Source organism: Pelagibius sp., from assembly GCF_028289705.1.
Taxonomy (GTDB): domain Bacteria; phylum Pseudomonadota; class Alphaproteobacteria; order Kiloniellales; family Kiloniellaceae; genus Pelagibius.
The window spans coordinates 1-20566 of the sequence record NZ_JANQOI010000094.1 but is presented as its reverse complement, the minus strand read 5'-3'; the positions used below and the strand labels follow the sequence as shown (position 1 = coordinate 20566).

The window sequence follows — 20566 nt, the reverse complement described above, 5'->3', positions numbered from 1 at the left end:
TAAACATGTGAATCCGCTCTACACTTTGAGAGTTAGAGCAGATTCACCAGGCTCGATGGATCGCTCCCGCGATTCCATCGAACCAGGATCTGCTCTAGGGAAGGCCGATTGGCATGTCCGAGGGGCCGATACCAGTGTCCGGCTAGCAGGGGAATCTGTTGATGACTGATATGGCCGTTTCGGGCGGGGAGTTTCGCATCAGCGCTTGCTTCACGAAGTCTCTGTCTGCGTTCTTCGCGAACTTTGTTTCCTTCAATCTTCTGGGTCTGTTGATCATGGTGCCGGGATTCCTCGTGATCACGCTGTTATTCGGTGCTGCATTTGCGGGGACGATGTTACTCAACCCGGGGACCAGTCCGGAGTCATTTGGGTTCGGCGTCTTCCAGTTTGCCGTCGCTTTCGGCGGCTGGGTCCTGCTGATCTCATTGCAGTACCTGCTCATCGCCGTGATCGTCTATGGGACGCTGCAGTATCTGCAGGGAAAGCGGCCCGGCTTTCTGCCGCCCTTGCTACAGGGTTTCAGGCGGCTGTTTCCCATCGTCGGCGTTGCCGTAATCACCAGCATTCTGTTTTTGATCGGCTTTATCTTGTTGATCGTGCCGGGCGTCATCATCGCCCTGATGCTCTGTGTCGCGATTCCAGTCGTGATGGTCGAAAGGCCGGGAGTCCTCGCTGCTTTGTCGCGGAGCCGCGAGTTGACGAAGGGGTCGCGTTGGTCGCTCTTCGGTCTCTTCCTGGTCACGATGCTATCCATAACAGTTGTGCAGTTCGTTGTTGCTGTGCCTCTTGATTCCTTGCTCTTTTCCGATGCTCTGACCTTCACCATCGGCGTGACTGTCGGCGTGATCATCGGCGCGATCGCCAGTCTTGCCGTGCAGCTTTTCACGACCGTCTTCATTGCCGTTGTCATCGGGGTCGCCTACCACGATCTGCGGGTCGCCAAGGAGGGGGTCAGCACGGAACAGATCGCCGCGGTCTTCGATTGATCGTCGGGCATGCAGCTCGGCATCGCGAAGGTCATTGTCAACTCCCTCGGTTTCGGCCTGCGCCATTTCGTGGCCTTCTATGCACTGGGGGTCTTAAGTCGCTTGCCGGCTTACCTGCACAGCTTCCTGCCGCGGGAAAAACTGGGGATCCCGCCGGGCTCGACCTTGCCGGACGGCCGGGAAATCCCGGAGTCTTTGCTGAACTACAGGCTGCAGCGCCCAGTGTGGGAGACCGACTTTGCCCTACCGATGATCGAGACACTGCTCTTTGGATTTGCTGTGGCAGTGGCGGTCCAGATCCTCCTGGCAGACCGGCGCGGCAAAGACTGGGCGGTGTTTTCGGCCTTGGGCGGTGTCCTGCGGCAGACTCCGACGGTTCTCGGCGTTGGTATCGTCCTTGCCCTCATGGGAAGCCTAGCGCAGCTCGCCATGGCGGAGATACCCTTCGCCGCTATTCTGGTGGCTCCCCTCTATGTCATTGTTGCGTTGGCGCTCTGCGTCGCAATGGCCTGCGCGGCTGTCGAGAACTCCGGCACCTTGGACTGCCTGGAGCGCAGTGTTGAGCTGACCCGTGGATCGCGGTGGCGTATCCTTGGGATCTTCCTTCTCAGTGTCCTGCCGCTTGCCGTGGCGTTCTTTGGATTTGCGCTTGCCCTGGAGCTTGGCCTGGAGCTTGAAGGGTTCGAGATCAGCCCCTTGATGACCTTGCTGGGCACTGCCTTGGGCGATGTCTACTTCGTCCCTCTGTGCGCCGTCATCCATGAGGCGCTGGTTGCCTTGAGGGAAGGGCCGGGCGCGCAGGTTAGCGCGAAGGTATTCGACTAGAGCGGCTTCGACTTACGTCGAATCGCTTCCCGCCCGTCCGCCGGGTGGCGGTTTGCGGTCGTGCTTGCTCTCGCGTCGCTCGCCGAACAGCATGCGCGATTCCAGGTGTGCCCGCAGCGCCGCGTAGAAGGCTTCCAGGAAGCGGCGGGAGTCGACCGCCTCGTCGCCGGCCCAGCCGATCTTGCGCTGGATCCGCCTGGTCACCTCGCGCAGCGTTTCCTCGGTCTGCGGGCCGCGTTGGCGCAGGACGTCCTCCAGGGTCTGTAGTTCGTAGATGCCGTAGACCTCCAACTGCTCGCGGGTGAAGGCGTAGTCCGGATCGACGGCCTGTGTCGATCCCGTCGCCGTCTTGGCCTCGGCCGCAACGTCCGACAGCAGCAGGGTCTTGGGTGCGGAGACCACCCAGGTCCCGGCCACGATGTCGCCGGCGCGCAGCCGGTCCTTGTTGAAAAAAGGCATGAAGGCGAAGACCGAGAGCCAGCCGAGGGTCAGCAGGTTGATCCAGGCGGAGCTGCCTTCCCCCGGCCCGATGAGCAATAGGGTCAGCGGTATGAACAGCTCGACCTCGCGCAGAATGTTGCGGGCGAAGATGGAATCGGGGCGCAGATAGCCGCCCTTGCGGTCGATCACCCGCAGGCCCAGTGCCCGCTTGCCCGGCGTTGCCCCCTGCCAGCGAAGCTCGAAGTAGATGAAATAGAAGTTTCGGATCAGGAAGGAGGTCAAGAGCGTCACGCCGAAACCGACTTCGACGACGCCGACACGGCCGAACAGGAAGACGATGGCGAGAGCGATGAGGGCGATCGCCAGCATCATGATGACCAGATCGATCAGCACCGCCGCCGCGCGCTCCCCGCGTTCGGCCAACTGAAACGCCAGCGGCACCCCTTCCGGCGTGATGATCCGTCGCTCGCTGCGCGGGCGCGCAGGGGCCGGCCCCGACTCCTTGGGCGCAGGGGCCGGCGGTCCGGAGGGTGGGCGGGGGGAGGCGACTGTGCTAGAGTCTGTCATGTTTTGACGGCACCGGCCCGCACCCCCTCCCGGCCACCCACTAGGATAATCGCATTGGGTGGCCGGGAGGGGGTGCGGGCAGGCACCGATTCCACGCAAGTGGAGAACGCGTTAGTCGTCGCCATAGTGCCTGCCCCGCCCGGCAAGGGCGAAGTAGATCAGCCAGAAGGCCAGCATGGTCCCGCCGATGGTGTAGCGGGTGGAGACGTCGGTGACCAGTTGGCGCACGAAGCCCTCCAGAAGCCCGGCGACGAAGAGCATGACGACGGCCCCCATGACCAGGGTGCCGGCGGCACGCCCGCGGCGCGCCAGGCTGTCGAGCCGGCTGTACTGATCGGGAAAGATGATCGCCCGCGCCAGGACCAGGCCGCCGCCGCCGCAGAGCACAATCGCCAGCAACTCCGTGGTGCCGTGCACCGACAGCCAGGCAGCAAGCTCCCAGACCAGGCCGCGGTCGTCGTAGAGCGCCAGGAAGGCGCCGAGAACGAGGCCGTTGTAGAACATCAGCAGGACCGTCGGGACCCCTAGGGCGAAGCCGAGCGCAAAGGAGATCAGGCCGATCTTGGAGTTGTGGGTAAAGAGGTAGGTGGCGAAGAGATAGAGGCTTTCTGCGGTGTCGCCGGGGCGATAGAGAACCTCGCGCAGGCTCTCCGTGGAGCTGGCGGGATCGCGGCCCCCGGCCAGGTCGACCGGCACGAAGCTACCGTACCACTCGGCGGAGTGCTGCACGAGCAGAAAGCCGACCAGGGACCCGAGGATCATCCAGGCCGCGGCGATGAGGACCGGCCATAGGGCTTCGCGCACCGCTGCGGGAAAGCTGTAGGCGAAGAATCGGCGGATCCCCTCGAAGAAGTTCGAGCGCGATCCATAGACCTGAAAGTAGGCGCGGGCGCAGAGGCTCTCCAGATAGCTGACGACGTTCTGATCGAGGGAAATACTGCGCGCCACCGAAAGGGAGGAGAGGGCCGCGCGATAGAGGCTCGGCAGGCGCAGCAGTTGATCGGCCGGCAGGGACTTCAGGCCACTCTTCTCGGCGGCCCCGACGAGGCCCTCCAGCTCGCGCCAGCTTGCCTCGCGCTCGCGCCGAAACTCGTAGCTCTTCAGCGGCGCGGACATGCTCGGCCTCCTTGGCGAAGTTCCAAACCGGCGTCTTGCGGCCAGCTTGCCATCAAATCAGCTCCAGGCGCTTGATCTCGAGGTAGCGGTTGATGATCTCCGCGCCGATTTGCTCGGCCTTGACGTCCAGGCAATGCACGCCCATGCGGCGCAGGCGTTCCATGACGATCCGCCGTTCGCGCAGGAACTCGTCGGCGATGACCGATTGCGACATGGCGTTGACGCTGAAGGGGTCCTGGTCGACGGTCGCGGCGAGCCCCGGGTCCTGCATGCAAACGAAGAGCACGAGGTGCCGGGCTGCAAGGCGCTCGACGTTCTCCAGCATCAATTCCGCAGTGATGGTATCGACGAATTCGGTCTGCAGGATCACCAGGGAGCGGCGATTGAGCCGACTGGCCAGGTCCGAGAGGCCCAGGGTGAAGTTGGTTTCGTCCTCGCTGTAGGCGAGTTCGGCGGTTGCCTGCTGCAGCCGCCAGAAAGTGTTGACGCCACCGCTCGCCTGGCTGAACAGCCGGACCCGGGAATCGAATCCGAAGACACCCACGCGGTCGCCGCCGCGCAGGGAAACGTAGCCGAGCTGAAGGCCGGCATTGACGGCATGGTCCAGCTTCGCGATGCCGGCGAGGGGTTCGCTCATCAGATGGCCGGTATCGTAGGCCAGAATGATCTGGTGATTGCGTTCGGTCCTGAACTCCTTGCAGACCAGGCTGCGGTGGCGGGCCGAGTGTTTCCAGTCGATGGACCGGTGGTCGAGGCCGGGAACGTAGTCGCGCAAGGCTTCGAACTCCGATCCCTCGCCCTGCTGGCGCTGCGCCTTGACCCCGTAGTAGGCGTTCATTTCGTTGACCTGGATGGCCGTCTGCCGCACCGCCCGGGTGTTGGGCGTGATGGGGATTTCCGCCTCCACCGCCACCACCTGGATCTGGCTCATCAGGCCCAGCGGCCCGCGCCAGCGCAGCCAGAGCCGCTCGATACGGGCGATGCCGCGCCGCCTCGCCTGCAAGGCGAAGGGCAGGACCGCCTCTCCCTCGGCGTTCAACGGGGCCAGCAGGGGTTCCGGGCGCTCCAGCAGTTCAGCGACGTCGCAGCGCGCCTCGATGACGGCCTGCCGCTGGGATCGCGCGCGCAGATGGACCAGAAGGACCTCCGGCTGGCCGATCATGATGACGTTGGGGTATCTCAGGTCGATGTCCAGCCTGCCGGGTGAGAGCATCAGCAGGCTGTCGGTCAGCAGTGCAAAGCCGCTGAGGAACAGCAAGGCCACGGCAAAGGGCCAGGCCTCCTCGTTTGCCACCAGCATGCCGAAGGCCAGCGGAACCCCCGCGGCGAAAACGGCTGCAGCACGGAAGGTGGGGCGGATCATCGCGGCGCGGGCACCTGGTCGAGGATCTGGCGAATGATGACATCGGGCTGCAGGCCCTCGATCTCCGCGCCCGGCGCCAGGACGATACGGTGCCGCAGGGCCGGCAAGGCCAGGAACTTCACATCGTCGGGAATCACATAATCGCGCCCGGACATTGCGGCAAAGGCCCGCGCCGCCGTCGCGATCATGTTGGCGGAGCGGGGCGAGGCGCCGAACTCCAATGACTCGTGCTCGCGGGTCGCGCGCACCACATCGACGATGTAGTCGATGATGTCGTCCGAGAGGCGGAGTTGCGCGATGGTGTCGCGAAAGGCCGCCAGGGTCGCCTCGTCGGCCACAGGCTCGATCCCGAAGCTGGCGATCTCAGGCATCACGCTGCGGTGACCATGGCGCGTGACGATGGCGCGCTCCTCGTCGCGGCCGGGATAGTCGAGGATGTGCTTGAAGAGAAAGCGGTCGAGCTGGGCCTCCGGCAGCGGGTAGGTGCCCTGCTGTTCGATGGGGTTCTGCGTGGCGATCACCATGAAGTTTCCGCCCAGGGTATGGGTTTCACCGTCGATGGTCACTTCGCGCTCGTGCATGGCCTGCAGCAGGGCCGCCTGGGTCTTCGGCGGCGTGCGGTTGACTTCGTCGGCCAAGAGGATCTGCGTGAAGATGGGGCCCTTCGTCAGCACGAAGCCGCTGGTCTGGAAGTTGAAGATGTTGGTGCCCAGAACATCGCCCGGCATCAGATCGGGGGTGAACTGGATGCGCCCGAAGTTCAGGGAAACGGAGGCGGCGAAAGACTGGGCGAGAAGCGTCTTGGCGGTTCCCGGAACGCCTTCCAAGAGGACGTGCCCCTCCGACAGCAGGGCTGCGACCATGAGGTCAAGCGCGGCGTCCTGTCCGATCACGGTCTTGCCGACCTGCTCGCGAATGCGCGTGCAGACCGTTTGGATCGGCTCTATGTCCATAAATCATCTCCTGTTTCCATCGGTATAGACGCTGCGCCGCGCGCAGGAAGTAGGGCAGGGGCCGGTTGAGCTGCTGAGATGCCGCCGCCGCTTCGCTGTTGATCTCGCTGTAGCGGTGGCTGGTGCCGCGCGCCCGGCCGACCCGGTCCAGCCACTCGGCCAAAGCGGAGCGATCGAGGTCGGCAGGAATGTGCATGTGGCGCCCAAGGTCGCGCAGACAGGTGTCATGGTAGCGGCGCAGGATATCGGGCAGGTTGCCTGCATACTCGAAGAGGTTCGCCGTGTTCTCGATGAGCCCGCGTTTGCCGGCCTCCAACCGCGGTGCGGTCGGCAGGGGGGCGCCGAAGCGACCGGCAGCGGCCCAGACCAGCACGGCGACGGCCGCCAGCAACTGCAGCGCCGCCAGGTTCAGCGGGAAGGTCAGCAGGGCCCGCCAGAGATCCGGCGCGGCGGTGAAGCCATGGATCGCTTCGTCGAAGATCACCGTTCCGCCGGACGGCAGCAGCGTCTCCACCATGGCCACGGCGAAGAGGGCGTTGTCGCCCTCGTCGATCCCGCTGTTGGAGATGACATCCGGGTCTGAGAGGATCCAATAAGTCGTGCCGCCGCTGCGGACCTCGCCGAGCAGCGTACCGTCCTTGCCGGCAACGATCGGTTCTATATCCGGTGAGAGGATGAGCTGCGGATCGCTGAGGCTCGGCATGATGTCCCAGTCGAAGCCCTGCCAGTCCTGCGGGTCGTCGCTGCGCACCACGACGGCGCGCTCCATGACCTCGCCCAGCACGCTTTCCGGCACAGAGGTCGCCAGAGGGGGCATCTGGAACAGCCAGCGGCGGTTGCGGAAGTCCGGAATGCCGTCCCACTTCGGCAAGACCAGCAGCACGATCCAAGCTTCCTCCATGGTGCCGAGGGCCTGCAGCGCGTCCTCGTCGTTGTCGGGCTGCGCCATGATCAGCAGGTTTTCGCTTCCCGCCTTTTCGGCCGATGCCTTGCGGCTGATGGCGACGGGGTGTTCGAGGCTGCGGAGGATCTCCACCCAGGCCTTGTGGCCGATCGCCGAGTGGGAATAGGCGTTGGCACCGAAGGTTCGTTCGCTCTGCGGGTCGGAGAAGACGGAGATCAGGGCGGCGGCGGCAAAGGATAGCGAGCCGACCAGCACCAGGATCGCCACCGCGCGAAAGGTAAAGACACCGGCGCTTTGGGTCATACCGCCAGTTTGGGTCATCCCGCGCGCTGCCCTTGACCTGATGTGCGGATCCTGCGCGCCGGCATCACGCAGCCGCTGGCTGGCCGCTGAACGCCAGGAAGTCCTGGCGGCAGAGGGCATAATCCGGCCCGGCCGCGTCGCGCCCGCCGAAGTGTTTGATCTCCGAGAGTGAGACCATGCGGCCCAGCGGCTCGGCCAGCGCCTGCGGCAAGGCTGCCAGGTGGAGGATCTCCCGCCCGGTCAGGGCAGGGGCGATGCGCGGGCCCAGATCGCGCCGCAGATGATCCATCGCGACCAGCAGCAGAAGGTGAATGGCCTCGGCAAAGCGGCCCGCTGCCGCCAGCGCGTCGGCCTCTTCCAGGGTGCGGGCGTCGATGGCCTTTCGCTGCGCCCGGACCGGGGTATCGACCCGCTGTGGGGCGGTCTGCGCGCTGTCCCGATTGAGCTTCAGGCCGGAGCGGTTCTGAAACGCGTTGTAGAGAAAGACGGCGATCATGACGACGGCGATGGCGACGATCGTCCAGATGATCGCTTGGCCCAGCCAGGCCGGCAGCTGAAACGGTTCGATATTGACCTCGATGTCCAAGGGCTCGGGCCGGTCGGTCTGAAAACGCTCCGAGCCAAGGATCTGGTCGCGGCTTTCCTCGACCCGCTCCGGATCGCTGAGGCCCTGGGCCAGGGCCGATACCCTTGGCTCTGCGACCAGCCCGGCCAGGGCCATGAGACAGCCGGCGAAGAGCAGCGCCAGGCCGCGGGCCGCCCTGGACGTGCCGCGACGGCCCCGAGCCGGCGCCGTCCCGCGCCGCTTGATCCGGCCCGGCCGCCCGGAAAACCTGGAATGGGTGCTTACCTTCAACTCAGAGTTCATGCTCCGTCGGGTATAACCCGGCAGACCAGGGCAATCTATCGTGAAGTTTTCGGGTGTATCTTCCGGGACCGCAAGGGCCCGGCAGCCGGCGATCTAGCCGTGCAGGCTACGAATTCCCTGAAAGCCCAGGCGAATGTCGTTGACGATAAAGTCGATCTGCTTCGAGGCCACGACGTTCCGTCCGCTGGGAAAGCGTTCGGACCAGGCGTTCATCTTGACGGTCACCGCGCAGAGGGCGGCGCCGACCTGGGTCTGGTAGCCGATGATCATGTCTTCCATGGCCCGGAAGGACGCGGCCGACATGTCGTCCCACATATCCGCGGTGCGCAGGCGGAACATCTCGAGGATCTCGGTGACCTCGTAAACGATGCTGCGCAGCTTCTCGTCCAGTTCCTTGAAGATCTGCACCAGGGCATGGTCCTGCTTTATCGTGGGGTTCTTGCGCAGTTCGCCCAGTGTCTTCAGGAACTCCCCAACCCGGGCCATGTTCTGCTCCAGGCAATACTGATAGTAGGCCAGGGAGAGATAGACATCGCCGTAGTCTTCCAGGAACTTCGGGATCGCGGTGACGGCGATCTTCAATTTGCCGGCGAGCCGGTTGAGGTTGCGCCGCGCCGCCGCCGCATCGGGGTCCATGAAGAGATGGACCAGGTCGTGGGGATCTTTCCCTTGCTCTTTGCTGTCGCCGTAGACGGCGGCCAGCAGCGGGCGGGTGAAGGCGCGCATGTGGGGTGAGAGCTCGCGCACCTTTGCGTCCGAAAGACGCAGGTGGCGATGCGAGTCGATTTCGATCCCGAGGCGGCGCAACTCGACGCGCAGGCTATAGACGTCGTAGCTCGACAGCCGGCTCAGGGTCTTTACCAGCTGCATGTCTTTCTTGTTGTGGGCGTTGAACTGAAACACACTCGGCAGGTCTTCCGGCGCGATCTGGCCGCTGCCGGTTTCGGTGCCGGAGAACAGCTCGACCATGCCCTCAAGGCGGGAATTCTTGATCAATCGCGCGCGCTGCAGCCCCGGGGTGATCAGAGGGACCGAGGAGAGCGGCAGGATGTGCAGCGAGTCCTTGTCCTGCGGTTCCTCAGGCACCTGTGTATGGCGTGATGGCAGGGGTTGATTCTGCGCAAGTTGAAAGTTCATCGCTGTACGACTGGCCTCAAGGTTCCGCAGCCCAACCAGCGGGTGCGGCGCGATGGCGTCCTGCCGGTTGCATGGTGGCCGGGCCCGCTACCCGTAAACCACCGGTGGATCAACCCCGGGAAGAAAGACTTTTCGTCCGATGATTGATACGCGAAAGAGTATGTGCGCGGCGGTTAACAATGTGTTGCCTTCCTAGATGGTTTGTTCAACTCAAACGATTAGTTTCCTGTTGGCGCTCTCTGCACCCAAGGGCCAGGTGCTGCCACAGGCGGTTGTAAAGCGTTGAAAGATCTCACATTGGAATGCTCTCGGGTGCCGGCAGACCGGCTGCAGGCATGAGTTGAAGGAAAAGAAGCCGCAGGAGAATGTCCTGAACCAAGAAGGAGAAACGGCCCGGGGGCGCGGCCGGCGCGGGCCGCGGGTGGTCTGTGTCGGCGCCTGCCATATCGACCGCAAGGCGCGGGCCGTGGCGCGGCTGACCAAGGCAGCCTCCAATCCGGCCACCGTCGAAAGAAGCTTCGGCGGCGTTGCCCGCAATGTGGCGGAGAACCTCTGCCGCCTGGGCGCCGAGGTGGAACTGGTGAGCCGCCTGGGTGATGACGGAGATGGCCGTTCGGTCCGCCAATTCATGAGCGTGCTGCCCCTTGGCCTGGGTTCTGTCGGCACCTCGCCCTCGGCGCCCACGGCCTTTCACCTCATCGTCCTGGAGCCCGACGGCGAGATGCACGTGGCCGTCGCGGACATGCGGGTCTATGACGAACTCACCCCTGCGGCGCTCGCTTCGCTGCCTGCGGCGCTGTGGCAGGCCGATGCCATCTTTGCCGATTGCAACCTGCCGCAGGAGAGCCTGGACTGGCTAGCGCGCAGGGCCGGGCCGGACTGCGCGCTCGCGGTGAACGGCGTCTCGCCGGCCAAGGCGGTCAGGGCGCGGGCCTGCCTGCCGTCGACCGCATTACTCTTCGTCAATCGGGGCGAGGCGGCCGCGTTGACGGACTGCGATGCGGGCAGCCTGGAGCCGGACCAGGCGGCACTGGCGCTTCGGGCTGCCGGCGCCCGCGAGGTGGTCATCACCCTGGGGACGGAGGGGCTGGTGGTTGCCGGTGACGGCACGCTCCGGCACCTGGCGCCCCGGCCGGGTCCGCTGCAGGATGTGACCGGCGCCGGCGATGCGCTGGCGGCCGCCTTCCTGGACGCGCGGCTGCGCGGCTTCGACCAGCAGGAAGCGGCGGAGCGAGCGCTGGCGGCGGCCTGCCTGACCGTCCAGTCGCCGCAAAGCGTCCACCCGGAGCTGACGAGAGAACGATTGGAGCGCATGACGTCATGACCGTGCCCACAGACCCGGCCCTTGCCGAGAGATTGGACATCCATCAGCCGGTCGCCGAAGCGCTGCGGCAGGGGCGCCCTGTGGTGGCGCTGGAATCGACGATCATCACCCATGGCATGCCCTTTCCCCGCAACCTGGAGACCGCCATGGCGGTCGAGGCGGACATCCGCGCCGGCGATGCGGTTCCCGCCACCATCGCGGTTCTGGAGGGGCGCATCCGGATCGGCCTGGAGGAAAGCGACCTCCGCCGCCTCGCGGCGATGGAGGCGGTAGCGAAGGTCAGCCGGGCCGACCTACCGGTGGTCCTGAGCCAGGGCGCCGCCGGCGCCACCACGGTGGCGGCGACCATGATCTGCGCCGCCCTGGCCGGAATCCCGGTCTTCGCCACCGGCGGGATCGGTGGCGTGCATCGCGGCGCCGAGTCGAACTTCGACATCTCGGCCGACCTTCAGGAACTGGCGCGCAGCCCGGTCGCGGTAGTCTGTGCCGGGGCCAAGGCGATCCTGGATCTGGCCAAGACCCTGGAAGTGCTGGAGACCCTCGGCGTGCCGGTGATCGGCTATGGCTGCGACACCTTGCCCGCCTTCTACAGCCGCGACAGCGGCCTTGCCGTGCCGGCGCGCTGCGACACGCCCCGGGAGGTAGCGGCGGTGATGACCGCTAAGTGGGCGCTCGGCCTCGGCGGCGGCTTGATCGTCGCCAATCCGATTCCGGCTGAGGACGAGATCCCCGCAGCGGCGATGGAAGCCAAGATTGCGCAGGCACAGGAAGATGCCCGCGCAGAGGGGATCGAAGGCAAGGCCGTGACCCCCTTTCTCCTCAGCCGTCTCGAAGCGCTGACCGGCGGTGCCAGCCTGACCGCCAATGTCGCCCTGGTCCGCAACAACGCGCGGCTGGCCGTGGCGGTGGCCGGCGCCTATTGCGAGGTCTGAAGCCCTAAACCCGCTCGGCCAGCAGGTGCCAGTGATAGGATGCCGGGCTGCCGTGCTCGCGGTCGGCGAGGGAGAGCAGCTCGAAGTCCTCGAAAAGGCCCACCAGCTCGGCGGCGTTGCAGTAGAAGTGCGGATGATCCTTGTCGCCGTCCCCGGCGTTGCTTACGACGAAGGTGCCGGGGGCGATCTCCGTTCCGACGCCGAAGTTGGCGTTGCGCTTCGACAGCATGGTTCCCTGAAACAGGCCCCCGGGCTTGAGGACGCGGTGGATCTCCGAAATGGCGCGGGCCACCACGCTGCCGTCGCCGTGATAGATGACGTTGAAGGACAGCACGTAGTCGAACGTGCCCTCATCGTAGGGCAGGTCGGTCATCAGCCCTTCGCGAAAAGAGATTTGAAAGCCGTGGCGGGCGGCCTCCGCGGCGGCGAAGTTGAGCCCCGAGGGGCTGGCATCGACAGCGTGTACGGCAAAGCCGCGGCTCGCCAGATAGCAGGCATGGCGCCCGACCCCGCAGCCCAGATCCAGCAGGGTGGAGCAGTTGCGCGATTGTAACTGCGGGACGACGGCGGCGACGTCGGGGTCGGGGTCCAGCCAGTCGGCCCGCCCTGTCTCGCTCTGCCAGCGGTCGTCCCAGGCTTTGTGGGCGGTTGCGGTGGTCTCGGTTGCGGCTGCTTCGGCCATGGGCGCTTGCTCCCTTGATGCCCGGTGTCGGGCTTGTGTTGCTTTGCTCAGATGATGCGTTGGCGCAGATGGCTGCTGAGGCGCTCCACCAGCAGCACCAGGATGAAGATACAGACAATGATCGTCGCTGCGGTGGGATACTCGAAGAGGTCCATGGCGACCTTCAGCTCGATGCCGATGCCGCCGGCGCCCACCAGGCCGAGCACCACCGACGAGCGGGTCGCCTTTTCCAGGCTGAAGAGAGAGGTGTTGATGAACGACGGCATGGCCGCGGGAATGACCGCGGCGCAGATCACGCCACTGCGCCTGGCCCCCAGCGCGGTCAGGGCTTCCTGGGGCCCCTCTTCGGTCTCCTCCATGGCCTCGGCGAAAAACTTGCCGCAGAATCCCATGGTGTCAACCATCAGGGCCAGAGTTCCGGCGAAGGGTCCCAGGCCGACGGTCACCACGAAGAACAGGGCCCAGACGAGATCCGGGACCGTGCGGAACCAGGAAATCAGGCCGCGCGCCGCATAGTAGACCAGGGGATGGGGCGAGAGCCGTTTGCTGGCCCAGATCGCCAGCGGCAGGCTGAAGAGGACGCCCAGGGCGGTGCCGACCAGAGCCATCTGAAAGGTCTCGAGGAGGGCGCTCAGTATGGGGCCGATGCGGCTGAGGTCCGGGGGGATCATGCGGACGAAGAGGTCCGCCATGTACGGCAGACCCTCGAAGAAGCCCAGGACCGAGAGCTGCGAGCCCTCGATGGAAAGAACGAGAAAGGCGATCACCAAAAGGTAGGCCAGGAATGCCAGGATGCCGGGCCGTTCGAAGCGCGGCGGGATGGCCCCCGCCTTGACGGCGGCATTCTCGCTCACGACGGTGGCTCCTCGACCTTCGTGTAGATCGCCTTCAGCGCCTCCATGTCCTGCTCGGCGGCCGCGCCGTCCAGCACCTTGCAGCCGCCGCGCAGGGCGATCAGGCGGTCGGCATAACCCAGGGCGTGGCGCAGGTGGTGGGAGGTAAAAAAGACGGTCAGCCCCTGATCGCGCATCAGGCCGACGAAGAGGTCCATCACTTCCTCGCCAGCGGCCGGATCGAGACTGGCCACCGGCTCGTCGGCGAAGACCATGCGCGGGCGCTGCATCAAGGCCCTGGCGATGGCCACCCGCTGCGACTGGCCGCCAGAGAGTTGGTCGGCGCGCTTGCCCGCCTGGTCCGCCAAGCCCACCCGTTCGAGGCAGTGCAGGGCCTCCTCCCGGTCCTCTTTGCGTGCCAGGGACTGGAACCAGCTTTGCGGTCCGCCGCGGCGGGCCTGCACGCCGTGCAGCACGTTGCTGAGGGCGGACAGCCGCGGCACCAGATTGTGCCTTTGAAAGACGAAGCCCACCTGGGCCCGCAGGCGGCGCAGCGCCCCTCCGCCCAGGGCCGTCATCTCCTGATCGAGCAGCCTGACCTGGCCGCCATCGGGCTCCAGCAGCCGCAGGCAGCAGCGCAGCAAGGTGGACTTGCCGGACCCGTTGGCGCCAAGCAGAGCGACGGACTGTCCGCGCCCGATCTCCAGGCCGATACCCTTCAGCACCTGGTGGGTGCCGAAGCTCTTGCGCAGATCGGCGATGCGAATGTCACAGGGGGAAGCGGCGGCCTCGGGCGAGGCCGCCGCGTCTTGAGCGGTGGTGTAGACCGCCGCAATCGACATCAGTTGCCCACGAAGTCCGAATACTGCGGGTAGCCGATGGTGGCGTAGGCGTCACGGATATACTGGTAGTCCTTGTCCTGAACGCCGGACAGGAACTTCATGCCCTTGTACTTCTGGTTTTCCTCGCCTTCCAGGATGGCGGCGACCAGGTCGTCGGACTTGGCGTCGAAGACGTCGCGCACCTTCGCCACTATCGCCTTGTCGACATGGGGGCCGGCAACCAGCACGTCGTTCGGCAGGTCGGGCCCGCGGGCGATGACCTTGAAGGCGCCGGGCTCCAGGTCCGGGTCCTTGGCGCGGACCTTGTCGGTCCAGGAGCGGTAGTTCACGCCCAGTCCGGCGATGTCGCCGCGCTTCAGCGCCTCATGGCCGACGTTGCGGTGCACATGCAGCGGCTTCACCTCGCTGCGCGGGTCGAGGCCGTAGTCGGCCAGCAACTGCATGGGGCCGAGGTGGCCGGAGGTGGAGCCGACGTCGCTGAAGGCGACGGTCTCACCCTTCAGGTCGGCGGGGGCGTTGATGCCGCTGTCGGCCATCACCACGATGGCGGAGAAATAGTCCGGGCGGCTGAAGCCGACCACCGGATAGGCCTGGGTCAGCTTGCGCATGACCACGTACTCGGCGGGGCCCGTCAGCACGAAATCGACCTTCTTGGCGCGGATCGCCTCGGCGGCGGCGGTGCGGCTGGTTACCGGGAAGAGCTGGACCTCCATGCCGCTGGCCTCGCGCAGCACCTCGGCGAAGGGTCCGTACTCGCGCTGCAGCATCTCCAGGCCTTCGACGTCGGTGACGGCAAAGCGGATCGGCTCGGCCGCCGTGACGGAGGTGGCGGATGCTGGATTCAAAGCCAGGGCGGCCGTGAGACCGGCAATCCCCAAGAGTTTCTTGAACATGATGGCGCGTCTCCCTCATTACAGATGACAGGACAGCCAAGCCGACGCGGCAGCCCAAACACTGCTGCTGCGCGGGCCGACCGCCTGCCGTTTAATCCAAGTAACGGGGGATGACGCGGCGATGATGCGCCGATGATACTGCGGTTACAAAAGCTGGACGAAGCTGTCTATTGGTCCAACCCACCGCACCAATGGTCCAAAGGTCCAGGATCAAACTTGCCGCTTTCGGACAAGCTGACGAGGGCTGCCTGGGAAAAAACTACGTTTGGGCCGCTGCTTTGTCTTACGGCTGTACCACCAGTTGGGCGCGGTCGGCGGCCATGCGGGCCCAGCCGTACTCGATCACCCGGCCTTCGACATCCACGTTGATGGACTCGGTGACCAGGACCGGCTGGCTGCGCGGCAGTTCCAGCATGCGGCATTCGTTGGCGGTGGGCAGGCGCGCGGTGATGCGCGTTTCCTTGCGCGTGTAGTCCTCGATCCCATAGTGGTGCAGGGCCTTGGTGACCGATTGCTCGCGCTTGTAAATCTCGATCATCTCCGGAAAGCGCCGTGCCGGGAAATGGTGCGCACCGATGGAGATCGGCCGGCCGTCCACCTTGCCGATGCTCTCGATGAGGACGACCGGTGCGCCTTTGCGGACGCGCAGGCTCTTGGCCACCCCCGCATCGGCCGCCAAGACCAAGGCGCGCACCAACTCGCCGGAGGGAATGCGCGATTGCTTTTCGATGTTTTCGGTGAAGCGGGTGCGCTTGCCGAGCTTGTAGTCGACCACCCGTTCCTGAACAAAGGTGCCGCGCCCCTGTTCGACGCGCACGATGCCTTCCTGCTCCAGATGCGCAATGCCGCGGCGGACCGTGTGCCGGTTGACGGCGAAGCGTTCCGCCAACTCCGCCTCGGTCGGCAGCCGCTGACCCGGATTGAAGATCTGTTCCTTGATATCGTTTTCCAGGGTCTCGGCGATCTGGCGCCACAGCGCCACGCCCGCCCGCCGGTGTAATGTCATGATCGCCGCCCCGTCATGCAAAGTTCATCAAGTTATGCTTTACAACCATTTGGGCCCTCTTATACCCTAATAGAGGTATCGACGTCTAGACAAATATGGGACTCGTCTAATGGAGGCCACCGCGACGCAGGCGGCCGGACCCGGAGATCCAGCACAGGCGGCCCGCCGGCGCTGGATGTCGGTCCTGGCCAAGGCACAGCTCACGGAGTTGGAGGGCGCCTGGGAGCAGCTCCCGGAGAAGCCCGACTACGCCTGGCTCAGGGCGCCGGAGGTCGGCATGGTCATGGTGCGGGCCCGCAGCGGCGGCACCGGCGGCCAGTTCAATCTCGGCCAGATGACCGTGACGCGCTGTGCGCTCAGGCTCGGGTCCGGTGCGGCGGGGCTCGGCTATGTGCAGGGCCGCTCCAAGCGCCACGCAGAGCTGGCGGCTGTCTTCGATGCGCTGATGCAGGACGAAGAGCGCCGGCCCGATCTGGAAGACGGCGTGATCGGCCCCCTGGAAGAGGCGCAAGGCCAACGGCGCGGCACGCGCAGCCGCAAGGCCAATGCCACAAAGGTCAACTTCTTCACTCTGGTGCGCGGGGAGAACGCCTGATGGCTGCAATGGCAACGCTGGCAGGGTCAGCTCCCGGCGGAATCGATACCACCGACCTGAAGCCGGGCCTCGCCGACCCGGTTCACGACTCACAGAGGGTCTTCCGCGCCTTGCTGGAGGCCATGGCCCGGCCCGGCCGCCCGCTGCAGCTCGAAGAGGGCCTCGACCCGCCCTTTCCCCTGGACCCCGCCACGGCCGCGGCGGTGCTGACGCTCTGCGATCACGACACACCCTTGTGGATCGACTGGATCGCCGACACACCGCCGGTGCGCGCCTACTTCTCCTTCCACTGCGGCTGCCCGCTGGTCGAACGCAGCCAGCAGGCCGCCTTCGGTCTGGTCAGCGATGCGGAGAACATGCCGCGCCTCGGCCTTTTCGCCCAGGGACTGGACAAATATCCCGACCGCTCCGCGACGCTGGTTCTCCAGGTGCCGAGCCTCAGCGAGGGACTGGCGGTGCAGCTTTCCGGTCCCGGGATCGATGGCCGGGAAACTTTGCGTGCGGCGGGTCTGCCGGATTGGTTCTGGAACGACTGGCGCCTCAATGCGGCGCAGTTCCCGCTCGGCGTCGACATCATCATGACCAGCGGCAGGGCCCTCGTCGGTCTGCCGCGCTCCATCGCGGCGGAGGGCTGAAGAGATGTACGTTGCAGTCAAAGGCGGCGAAGAGGCCATCCTCAACTCCCACAAGCTGATCGCCGAGGAACGGCGCGGCGACCCCGCGGTGCCGGAACTGACGCTGACCCAGATCAAGGAGCAGATGCAGATCGCCGTCGACCGGGTGATGACCGAGGGCTCGCTCTACGACCGCGATCTGGCGGCGCTGGCGATCAAGCAGGCGCAAGGCGATCTGGTGGAGGCGATCTTTCTGCTGCGCGCCTATCGCACCACCCTCACGCGCTTCGGCGAGACCCTGCCGATCGACACCGCCAAGATGGCGGTGCGGCGGCGCATCTCCGCCGCCTACAAGGATCTGCCCGGCGGCCAGGTGCTCGGGCCCAGCTACGACTATACCCACCGCCTGCTGGACTTCGCCCTGGCGGCGGAAGAAGGCGCCGGCGAGCCGCAGGCGGAAGAGGCCGCGGAGACGGTGGCCGAAGCCATGCCGCGGGTCACGGAGATCCTCAATCACGAGGGCCTGATCGAGGAGGAGATCGCCCTCAACGACGAGGAGCCCGTCGCCGACCTGACCCGCGAGCCCATGGAGTTTCCCGCCGACCGCGACATGCGCCTGCAGAACCTGGCGCGCGGCGATGAAGGCTTTCTGCTGGCGCTGGGCTATTCCACGCAGCGCGGCTTCGGGGGCAATCATCCCTTCGCCGGCGAAATCCGCCTCGGCGAGGTAGCGGTGGAGTTCGCGCCGGAGGAGCTGGGTTTTGCCATCGAGATTGGCGAGATCACCGTCAGCGAATGCCAGATGATCAACCAGTTCGCCGGTTCCGCCGAACGCCCGCCGCAGTTCACCCGAGGCTACGGGCTCGCCTTCGGGCACTGCGAGCGCAAGACCATGGCCATGGCCCTGGTGGACCGCGCCCTGCGGGCGCGTGAGCTGGATGAGGTGATCGAGTATCCGGCGCAGGACGAGGAGTTCGTGCTCTATCACTCCGACAACGTCGAGGCCTCCGGCTTCGTGCAGCATCTGAAGCTGCCACACTACGTCGACTTCCAGTCGGAACTGCAGCTCATCCGCAGCCTCAGAAGGCGCCATACCGAAGAAACCTTGGAGGCCGCGGAATGACGACGGCAAGCGCTGAGAAAACAGCAGAAAACGGCGCGGGCGAAGAGGGCTACAACTTCGCCTACCTGGACGAACAGACCAAGCGCATGATCCGCCGCTGTATCCTCAAGGCCGTTGCGGTGCCCGGCTATCAGGTGCCCTTCGGCGGACGCGAGATGCCGCTGCCTTATGGCTGGGGGACCGGCGGCATGCAGGTCACCGCCAGCATCATCGGCCACGACGACACCCTGAAGGTGATCGACCAGGGGGCAGACGACACCACCAATGCCGTCAACATCCGGCGCTTCTTCGCCCGCACAGCCGCGGTCGACACCACCGAGGTGACGGCAGAGGCCAGCATCGTCCAGACCCGCCACCGGGTGCCGGAGGATCCCATGACGGAAGGCCAGATTCTGGTCTATCAGGTGCCCCAGCCGGAACCCCTGCGCAAACTCGAGCCGCGCGAGATCGAGTGCCGCAAGATGCATGCCTACAAGGAATATGGGCTGATGCAGGTCTCGCTCTACGAGGACATCGCGCGCTTCGGCGAGATCGCCACCTCCTACTCCTATCCGGTGATGGTCAACGACCGCTACCTCATGTCGCCGACGCCGATCCCCAAGTTCGACAATCCGAAGATGCACGACTTCCCGGCGCTGCAGCTCTTCGGCGCGGGACGGGAAAAGCGCATCTATGCGATTCCGCCCTTCACCAAGGTGAAGAGCCTCGACTTCGACGACCATCCCTTCGAGGTCCAGCAGTGGGAGGAGAACTGCGCTCTCTGTGGGGCGGAAGACACTTTCCTGGACGAGGTGATCCTGGATGACCGGGGTGGCAAGATGTATGTCTGCTCCGACTCCCACTACTGCGCCCGGCGGCGGGCGGAGGGTCATCGCGGGACGCTCTCCGATTCTGCGGCGGCGGCCTATGCCGCGGCGGTCGGCGCCGCCGACAGACCGTCCGAAGATGGGGAGAGCGCGGAGTGGGTGACATGAGCCCCCTGATGCGCGTGCACAGCCTGTCGCACGCCTTCGGCAATCTGCTGGCCTGCTCCGACATCAGCTTCGAGCTGCACGGCGGCGAGGTTCTGGGGGTCGTCGGCGAGTCCGGCTCCGGCAAGACGACCCTGCTGAACTGCCTCTCGGCCCGCCTGACGCCGACCAACGGCATCGTCGAGTACGACCTGAGGGGCCGCGGCCTCACCGACATCTACACGCTTTCCGAACCGGAGCGGCGCCTGCTGCTGCGCACCGACTGGGGCGTGGTCACCCAGAATCCGCGCGACGGCCTGCGTATGGGTGTCAGCGCCGGCGGCAACGTCGGCGAACGGCTGATGGCCGTCGGCGCGCGCCACTACGGCGAGATCCGCCAGGAGGCCGAGGACTGGCTGAGCAAGGTGGAGATGGACCTGGGGCGCATCGACGACGCGCCGAAGCACTTCTCCGGCGGCATGCAGCAGCGCCTGCAGATCGCGCGCAACCTGGTGACCAAGCCGCGGCTCGTCTTCATGGACGAACCCACCGGCGGGCTGGACGTCTCCGTGCAGGCGCGCCTGCTGGATCTGCTGCGCGGTCTGGTCCGCGAACTGAACCTCGCCGCCATCATCGTGACTCACGATCTGGCCGTGGCCCGCCTGCTGGCGGACCGCCTGATGGTGATGAAGGACGGCAAGGTGGTGGAAACCGGACTGACCGATCAGGTGCTGGACGATCCCCACCACCCCTATACCCAGCTTCTGGTTTCCTCGGTATTGCAGGTGTGAGATGGCAGGTGTGAGTTGACAGACAAGCAGGACGCAGGGCCCGTGATCCGGGTCGAGAACCTCAGCAAGACCTTCACCCTCCATGTCCAGGGCGGCGCGCGCATCTCCGTCTTCTCGGGGCTCAGCCTGGAGGTCGCGGGCGGCCAGTGCGTGGCGCTCTTCGGTCCCTCGGGGACCGGCAAGTCGACCCTGCTGCGCTCCCTCTACGCCAACTACAAGCCCGGCGGCGGCCATGTCTGGGTGCGCCACGGCGCCGACTGGGTCGATATGGCGACGGCCGCGCCGCACCGGGTGCTGGCGGTGCGGCGCCAGACCATGGGTTACGTCAGCCAGTTCCTGCGGGTGATCCCGCGCATCTCGGCCCGCGACATCGTCGCCGAGCCGCTGCATGCCCTGGGGACGGATCTGGCCGAGGCGCGGGCCAAGGCGGAGGCCCTGCTGGCACGGCTCAACATCCCGCAGGCGATGTGGGACCTGGCACCGGCCACCTTTTCCGGCGGCGAGCAGCAGCGCGTCAA

22 protein-coding genes are annotated in these 20566 nt (G+C 65.8%); 10 read left to right on the top strand and 12 right to left on the bottom strand.

Translation table 11 applies throughout. The features are described from left to right. Window positions 1-161 precede the first annotated feature (161 nt). Entirely contained in the window at window positions 162-986 is an 825-nt protein-coding gene (locus Q0996_RS12800) for a hypothetical protein (protein WP_299620049.1), read from the top strand. Window positions 987-995: 9 nt separating this feature from the next. Continuing rightward, window positions 996-1811 (top strand): hypothetical protein, encoded by an 816-nt coding sequence (locus Q0996_RS12795; RefSeq protein WP_299620046.1) that lies wholly within the window; start codon window positions 996-998, stop codon window positions 1809-1811. Window positions 1812-1823: 12 nt separating this feature from the next. Here the strand turns inward: Q0996_RS12795 and Q0996_RS12790 are convergent, their stop codons facing one another. From Q0996_RS12790 to Q0996_RS12760, 7 genes are all read right to left on the bottom strand, one after another. After that, on the bottom strand, window positions 1824-2819 hold the full coding sequence (locus Q0996_RS12790; protein ID WP_299620043.1) for an RDD family protein: 996 nt from the start codon (window positions 2817-2819) through the stop codon (window positions 1824-1826). A 111-nt stretch (window positions 2820-2930) separates the two neighbouring features. Beyond that, window positions 2931-3935 carry a stage II sporulation protein M gene (locus Q0996_RS12785; RefSeq protein WP_299620040.1) on the bottom strand — a complete coding sequence of 335 codons (1005 nt, stop codon included), beginning with the start codon at window positions 3933-3935 and terminating at the stop codon, window positions 2931-2933. Between the two features lie 52 nt (window positions 3936-3987). Further along, on the bottom strand, window positions 3988-5298 hold the full coding sequence (locus Q0996_RS12780; protein ID WP_299620037.1) for a DUF58 domain-containing protein: 1311 nt from the start codon (window positions 5296-5298) through the stop codon (window positions 3988-3990). Next, entirely contained in the window at window positions 5295-6251 is a 957-nt protein-coding gene (locus tag Q0996_RS12775) for a MoxR family ATPase (protein WP_299620034.1), read from the bottom strand. Before Q0996_RS12775 ends, Q0996_RS12780 begins: the two co-directional genes overlap by 4 nt. Then, window positions 6166-7476, bottom strand: a complete 1311-nt coding sequence (locus Q0996_RS12770; protein ID WP_299620032.1) for a DUF4350 domain-containing protein — start codon at window positions 7474-7476, stop codon at window positions 6166-6168. Before Q0996_RS12770 ends, Q0996_RS12775 begins: the two co-directional genes overlap by 86 nt. Window positions 7477-7522: 46 nt before the next feature. Continuing rightward, window positions 7523-8314 (bottom strand): hypothetical protein, encoded by a 792-nt coding sequence (locus tag Q0996_RS12765; protein ID WP_299620029.1) that lies wholly within the window; start codon window positions 8312-8314, stop codon window positions 7523-7525. A gap of 105 nt (window positions 8315-8419) precedes the next feature. After that, window positions 8420-9412, bottom strand: coding sequence for a hypothetical protein (locus Q0996_RS12760; RefSeq protein WP_299620026.1), 993 nt, complete (start codon window positions 9410-9412; stop codon window positions 8420-8422). 391 nt (window positions 9413-9803) lie between these two features. Between Q0996_RS12760 and Q0996_RS12755 the strand changes: the two genes are divergently transcribed. Next, window positions 9804-10787: a PfkB family carbohydrate kinase gene (locus Q0996_RS12755; RefSeq protein WP_299620023.1), complete on the top strand. Its 984-nt coding sequence runs from the start codon at window positions 9804-9806 to the stop codon at window positions 10785-10787. After that, window positions 10784-11719: a pseudouridine-5'-phosphate glycosidase gene (locus Q0996_RS12750; RefSeq protein WP_299620020.1), complete on the top strand. Its 936-nt coding sequence runs from the start codon at window positions 10784-10786 to the stop codon at window positions 11717-11719. Before Q0996_RS12755 ends, Q0996_RS12750 begins: the two co-directional genes overlap by 4 nt. A 4-nt stretch (window positions 11720-11723) precedes the next feature. Here the strand turns inward: Q0996_RS12750 and Q0996_RS12745 are convergent, their stop codons facing one another. The 5 genes from Q0996_RS12745 to phnF form a co-directional block, all read right to left on the bottom strand. Beyond that, window positions 11724-12401, bottom strand: a complete 678-nt coding sequence (locus Q0996_RS12745) for a class I SAM-dependent methyltransferase (RefSeq protein ID WP_299620017.1) — start codon at window positions 12399-12401, stop codon at window positions 11724-11726. Between the two features lie 47 nt (window positions 12402-12448). Then, entirely contained in the window at window positions 12449-13255 is an 807-nt protein-coding gene (gene phnE / locus Q0996_RS12740) for a phosphonate ABC transporter, permease protein PhnE (RefSeq protein WP_299620014.1), read from the bottom strand. Next, the gene (locus tag Q0996_RS12735; RefSeq protein ID WP_299620011.1) at window positions 13252-14076 is read right to left on the bottom strand and encodes a phosphonate ABC transporter ATP-binding protein; all 825 of its coding nucleotides are present in this window, start codon (window positions 14074-14076) and stop codon (window positions 13252-13254) included. The genes phnE and Q0996_RS12735 overlap by 4 nt, the downstream gene beginning before the upstream one ends. Continuing rightward, window positions 14076-14969: a phosphate/phosphite/phosphonate ABC transporter substrate-binding protein gene (locus Q0996_RS12730; protein WP_299620008.1), complete on the bottom strand. Its 894-nt coding sequence runs from the start codon at window positions 14967-14969 to the stop codon at window positions 14076-14078. Before Q0996_RS12730 ends, Q0996_RS12735 begins: the two co-directional genes overlap by 1 nt. 283 nt (window positions 14970-15252) lie before the next feature. After that, a complete protein-coding gene (phnF, locus tag Q0996_RS12725) occupies window positions 15253-15975 on the bottom strand; it encodes a phosphonate metabolism transcriptional regulator PhnF (RefSeq protein ID WP_299620006.1) in 723 nt (240 codons plus the stop codon). A gap of 109 nt (window positions 15976-16084) precedes the next feature. Between phnF and phnG the strand changes: the two genes are divergently transcribed. The 6 genes from phnG to Q0996_RS12695 all read left to right on the top strand — a co-directional run. Next, the gene (gene phnG / locus Q0996_RS12720; protein ID WP_299620003.1) at window positions 16085-16570 is read left to right on the top strand and encodes a phosphonate C-P lyase system protein PhnG; all 486 of its coding nucleotides are present in this window, start codon (window positions 16085-16087) and stop codon (window positions 16568-16570) included. Then, window positions 16570-17205: a phosphonate C-P lyase system protein PhnH gene (gene phnH / locus Q0996_RS12715; RefSeq protein ID WP_299620000.1), complete on the top strand. Its 636-nt coding sequence runs from the start codon at window positions 16570-16572 to the stop codon at window positions 17203-17205. Before phnG ends, phnH begins: the two co-directional genes overlap by 1 nt. 4 nt (window positions 17206-17209) lie before the next feature. After that, window positions 17210-18307: a carbon-phosphorus lyase complex subunit PhnI gene (locus Q0996_RS12710; RefSeq protein ID WP_299619997.1), complete on the top strand. Its 1098-nt coding sequence runs from the start codon at window positions 17210-17212 to the stop codon at window positions 18305-18307. Beyond that, window positions 18304-19281: an alpha-D-ribose 1-methylphosphonate 5-phosphate C-P-lyase PhnJ gene (locus tag Q0996_RS12705; RefSeq protein ID WP_299619994.1), complete on the top strand. Its 978-nt coding sequence runs from the start codon at window positions 18304-18306 to the stop codon at window positions 19279-19281. The genes Q0996_RS12710 and Q0996_RS12705 overlap by 4 nt, the downstream gene beginning before the upstream one ends. Then, complete coding sequence (phnK, locus tag Q0996_RS12700) at window positions 19278-20048, top strand: phosphonate C-P lyase system protein PhnK (RefSeq protein WP_299619991.1); 771 nt, start codon at window positions 19278-19280, stop codon at window positions 20046-20048. The genes Q0996_RS12705 and phnK overlap by 4 nt, the downstream gene beginning before the upstream one ends. A gap of 15 nt (window positions 20049-20063) precedes the next feature. After that, the coding region (locus Q0996_RS12695; RefSeq protein WP_299619988.1) for a phosphonate C-P lyase system protein PhnL at window positions 20064-20566 on the top strand (503 nt) is incomplete at its 3' end.

What these genes read in the sequence shown, in the direction of transcription:
- Q0996_RS12800 (WP_299620049.1), top strand. Translation starts at nt 162, where the DNA reads ATGACTGATATGGCCGTTTCGGGCGGGGAGTTTCGCATCAGCGCTTGC.
- Q0996_RS12730 (WP_299620008.1), bottom strand. Translation starts at nt 14,969, where the DNA reads ATGTTCAAGAAACTCTTGGGGATTGCCGGTCTCACGGCCGCCCTGGCT.
- Q0996_RS12745 (WP_299620017.1), bottom strand. Translation starts at nt 12,401, where the DNA reads ATGGCCGAAGCAGCCGCAACCGAGACCACCGCAACCGCCCACAAAGCC.
- phnF (WP_299620006.1), bottom strand. Translation starts at nt 15,975, where the DNA reads ATGACATTACACCGGCGGGCGGGCGTGGCGCTGTGGCGCCAGATCGCC.
- Q0996_RS12790 (WP_299620043.1), bottom strand. Translation starts at nt 2,819, where the DNA reads ATGACAGACTCTAGCACAGTCGCCTCCCCCCGCCCACCCTCCGGACCG.
- Q0996_RS12770 (WP_299620032.1), bottom strand. Translation starts at nt 7,476, where the DNA reads ATGACCCAAACTGGCGGTATGACCCAAAGCGCCGGTGTCTTTACCTTT.
- phnK (WP_299619991.1), top strand. Translation starts at nt 19,278, where the DNA reads ATGAGCCCCCTGATGCGCGTGCACAGCCTGTCGCACGCCTTCGGCAAT.
- Q0996_RS12780 (WP_299620037.1), bottom strand. Translation starts at nt 5,298, where the DNA reads ATGATCCGCCCCACCTTCCGTGCTGCAGCCGTTTTCGCCGCGGGGGTT.
- phnG (WP_299620003.1), top strand. Translation starts at nt 16,085, where the DNA reads ATGGAGGCCACCGCGACGCAGGCGGCCGGACCCGGAGATCCAGCACAG.
- Q0996_RS12795 (WP_299620046.1), top strand. Translation starts at nt 996, where the DNA reads ATGCAGCTCGGCATCGCGAAGGTCATTGTCAACTCCCTCGGTTTCGGC.
- Q0996_RS12750 (WP_299620020.1), top strand. Translation starts at nt 10,784, where the DNA reads ATGACCGTGCCCACAGACCCGGCCCTTGCCGAGAGATTGGACATCCAT.
- phnH (WP_299620000.1), top strand. Translation starts at nt 16,570, where the DNA reads ATGGCTGCAATGGCAACGCTGGCAGGGTCAGCTCCCGGCGGAATCGAT.
- Q0996_RS12785 (WP_299620040.1), bottom strand. Translation starts at nt 3,935, where the DNA reads ATGTCCGCGCCGCTGAAGAGCTACGAGTTTCGGCGCGAGCGCGAGGCA.
- Q0996_RS12705 (WP_299619994.1), top strand. Translation starts at nt 18,304, where the DNA reads ATGACGACGGCAAGCGCTGAGAAAACAGCAGAAAACGGCGCGGGCGAA.
- Q0996_RS12735 (WP_299620011.1), bottom strand. Translation starts at nt 14,076, where the DNA reads ATGTCGATTGCGGCGGTCTACACCACCGCTCAAGACGCGGCGGCCTCG.
- Q0996_RS12710 (WP_299619997.1), top strand. Translation starts at nt 17,210, where the DNA reads ATGTACGTTGCAGTCAAAGGCGGCGAAGAGGCCATCCTCAACTCCCAC.
- Q0996_RS12775 (WP_299620034.1), bottom strand. Translation starts at nt 6,251, where the DNA reads ATGGACATAGAGCCGATCCAAACGGTCTGCACGCGCATTCGCGAGCAG.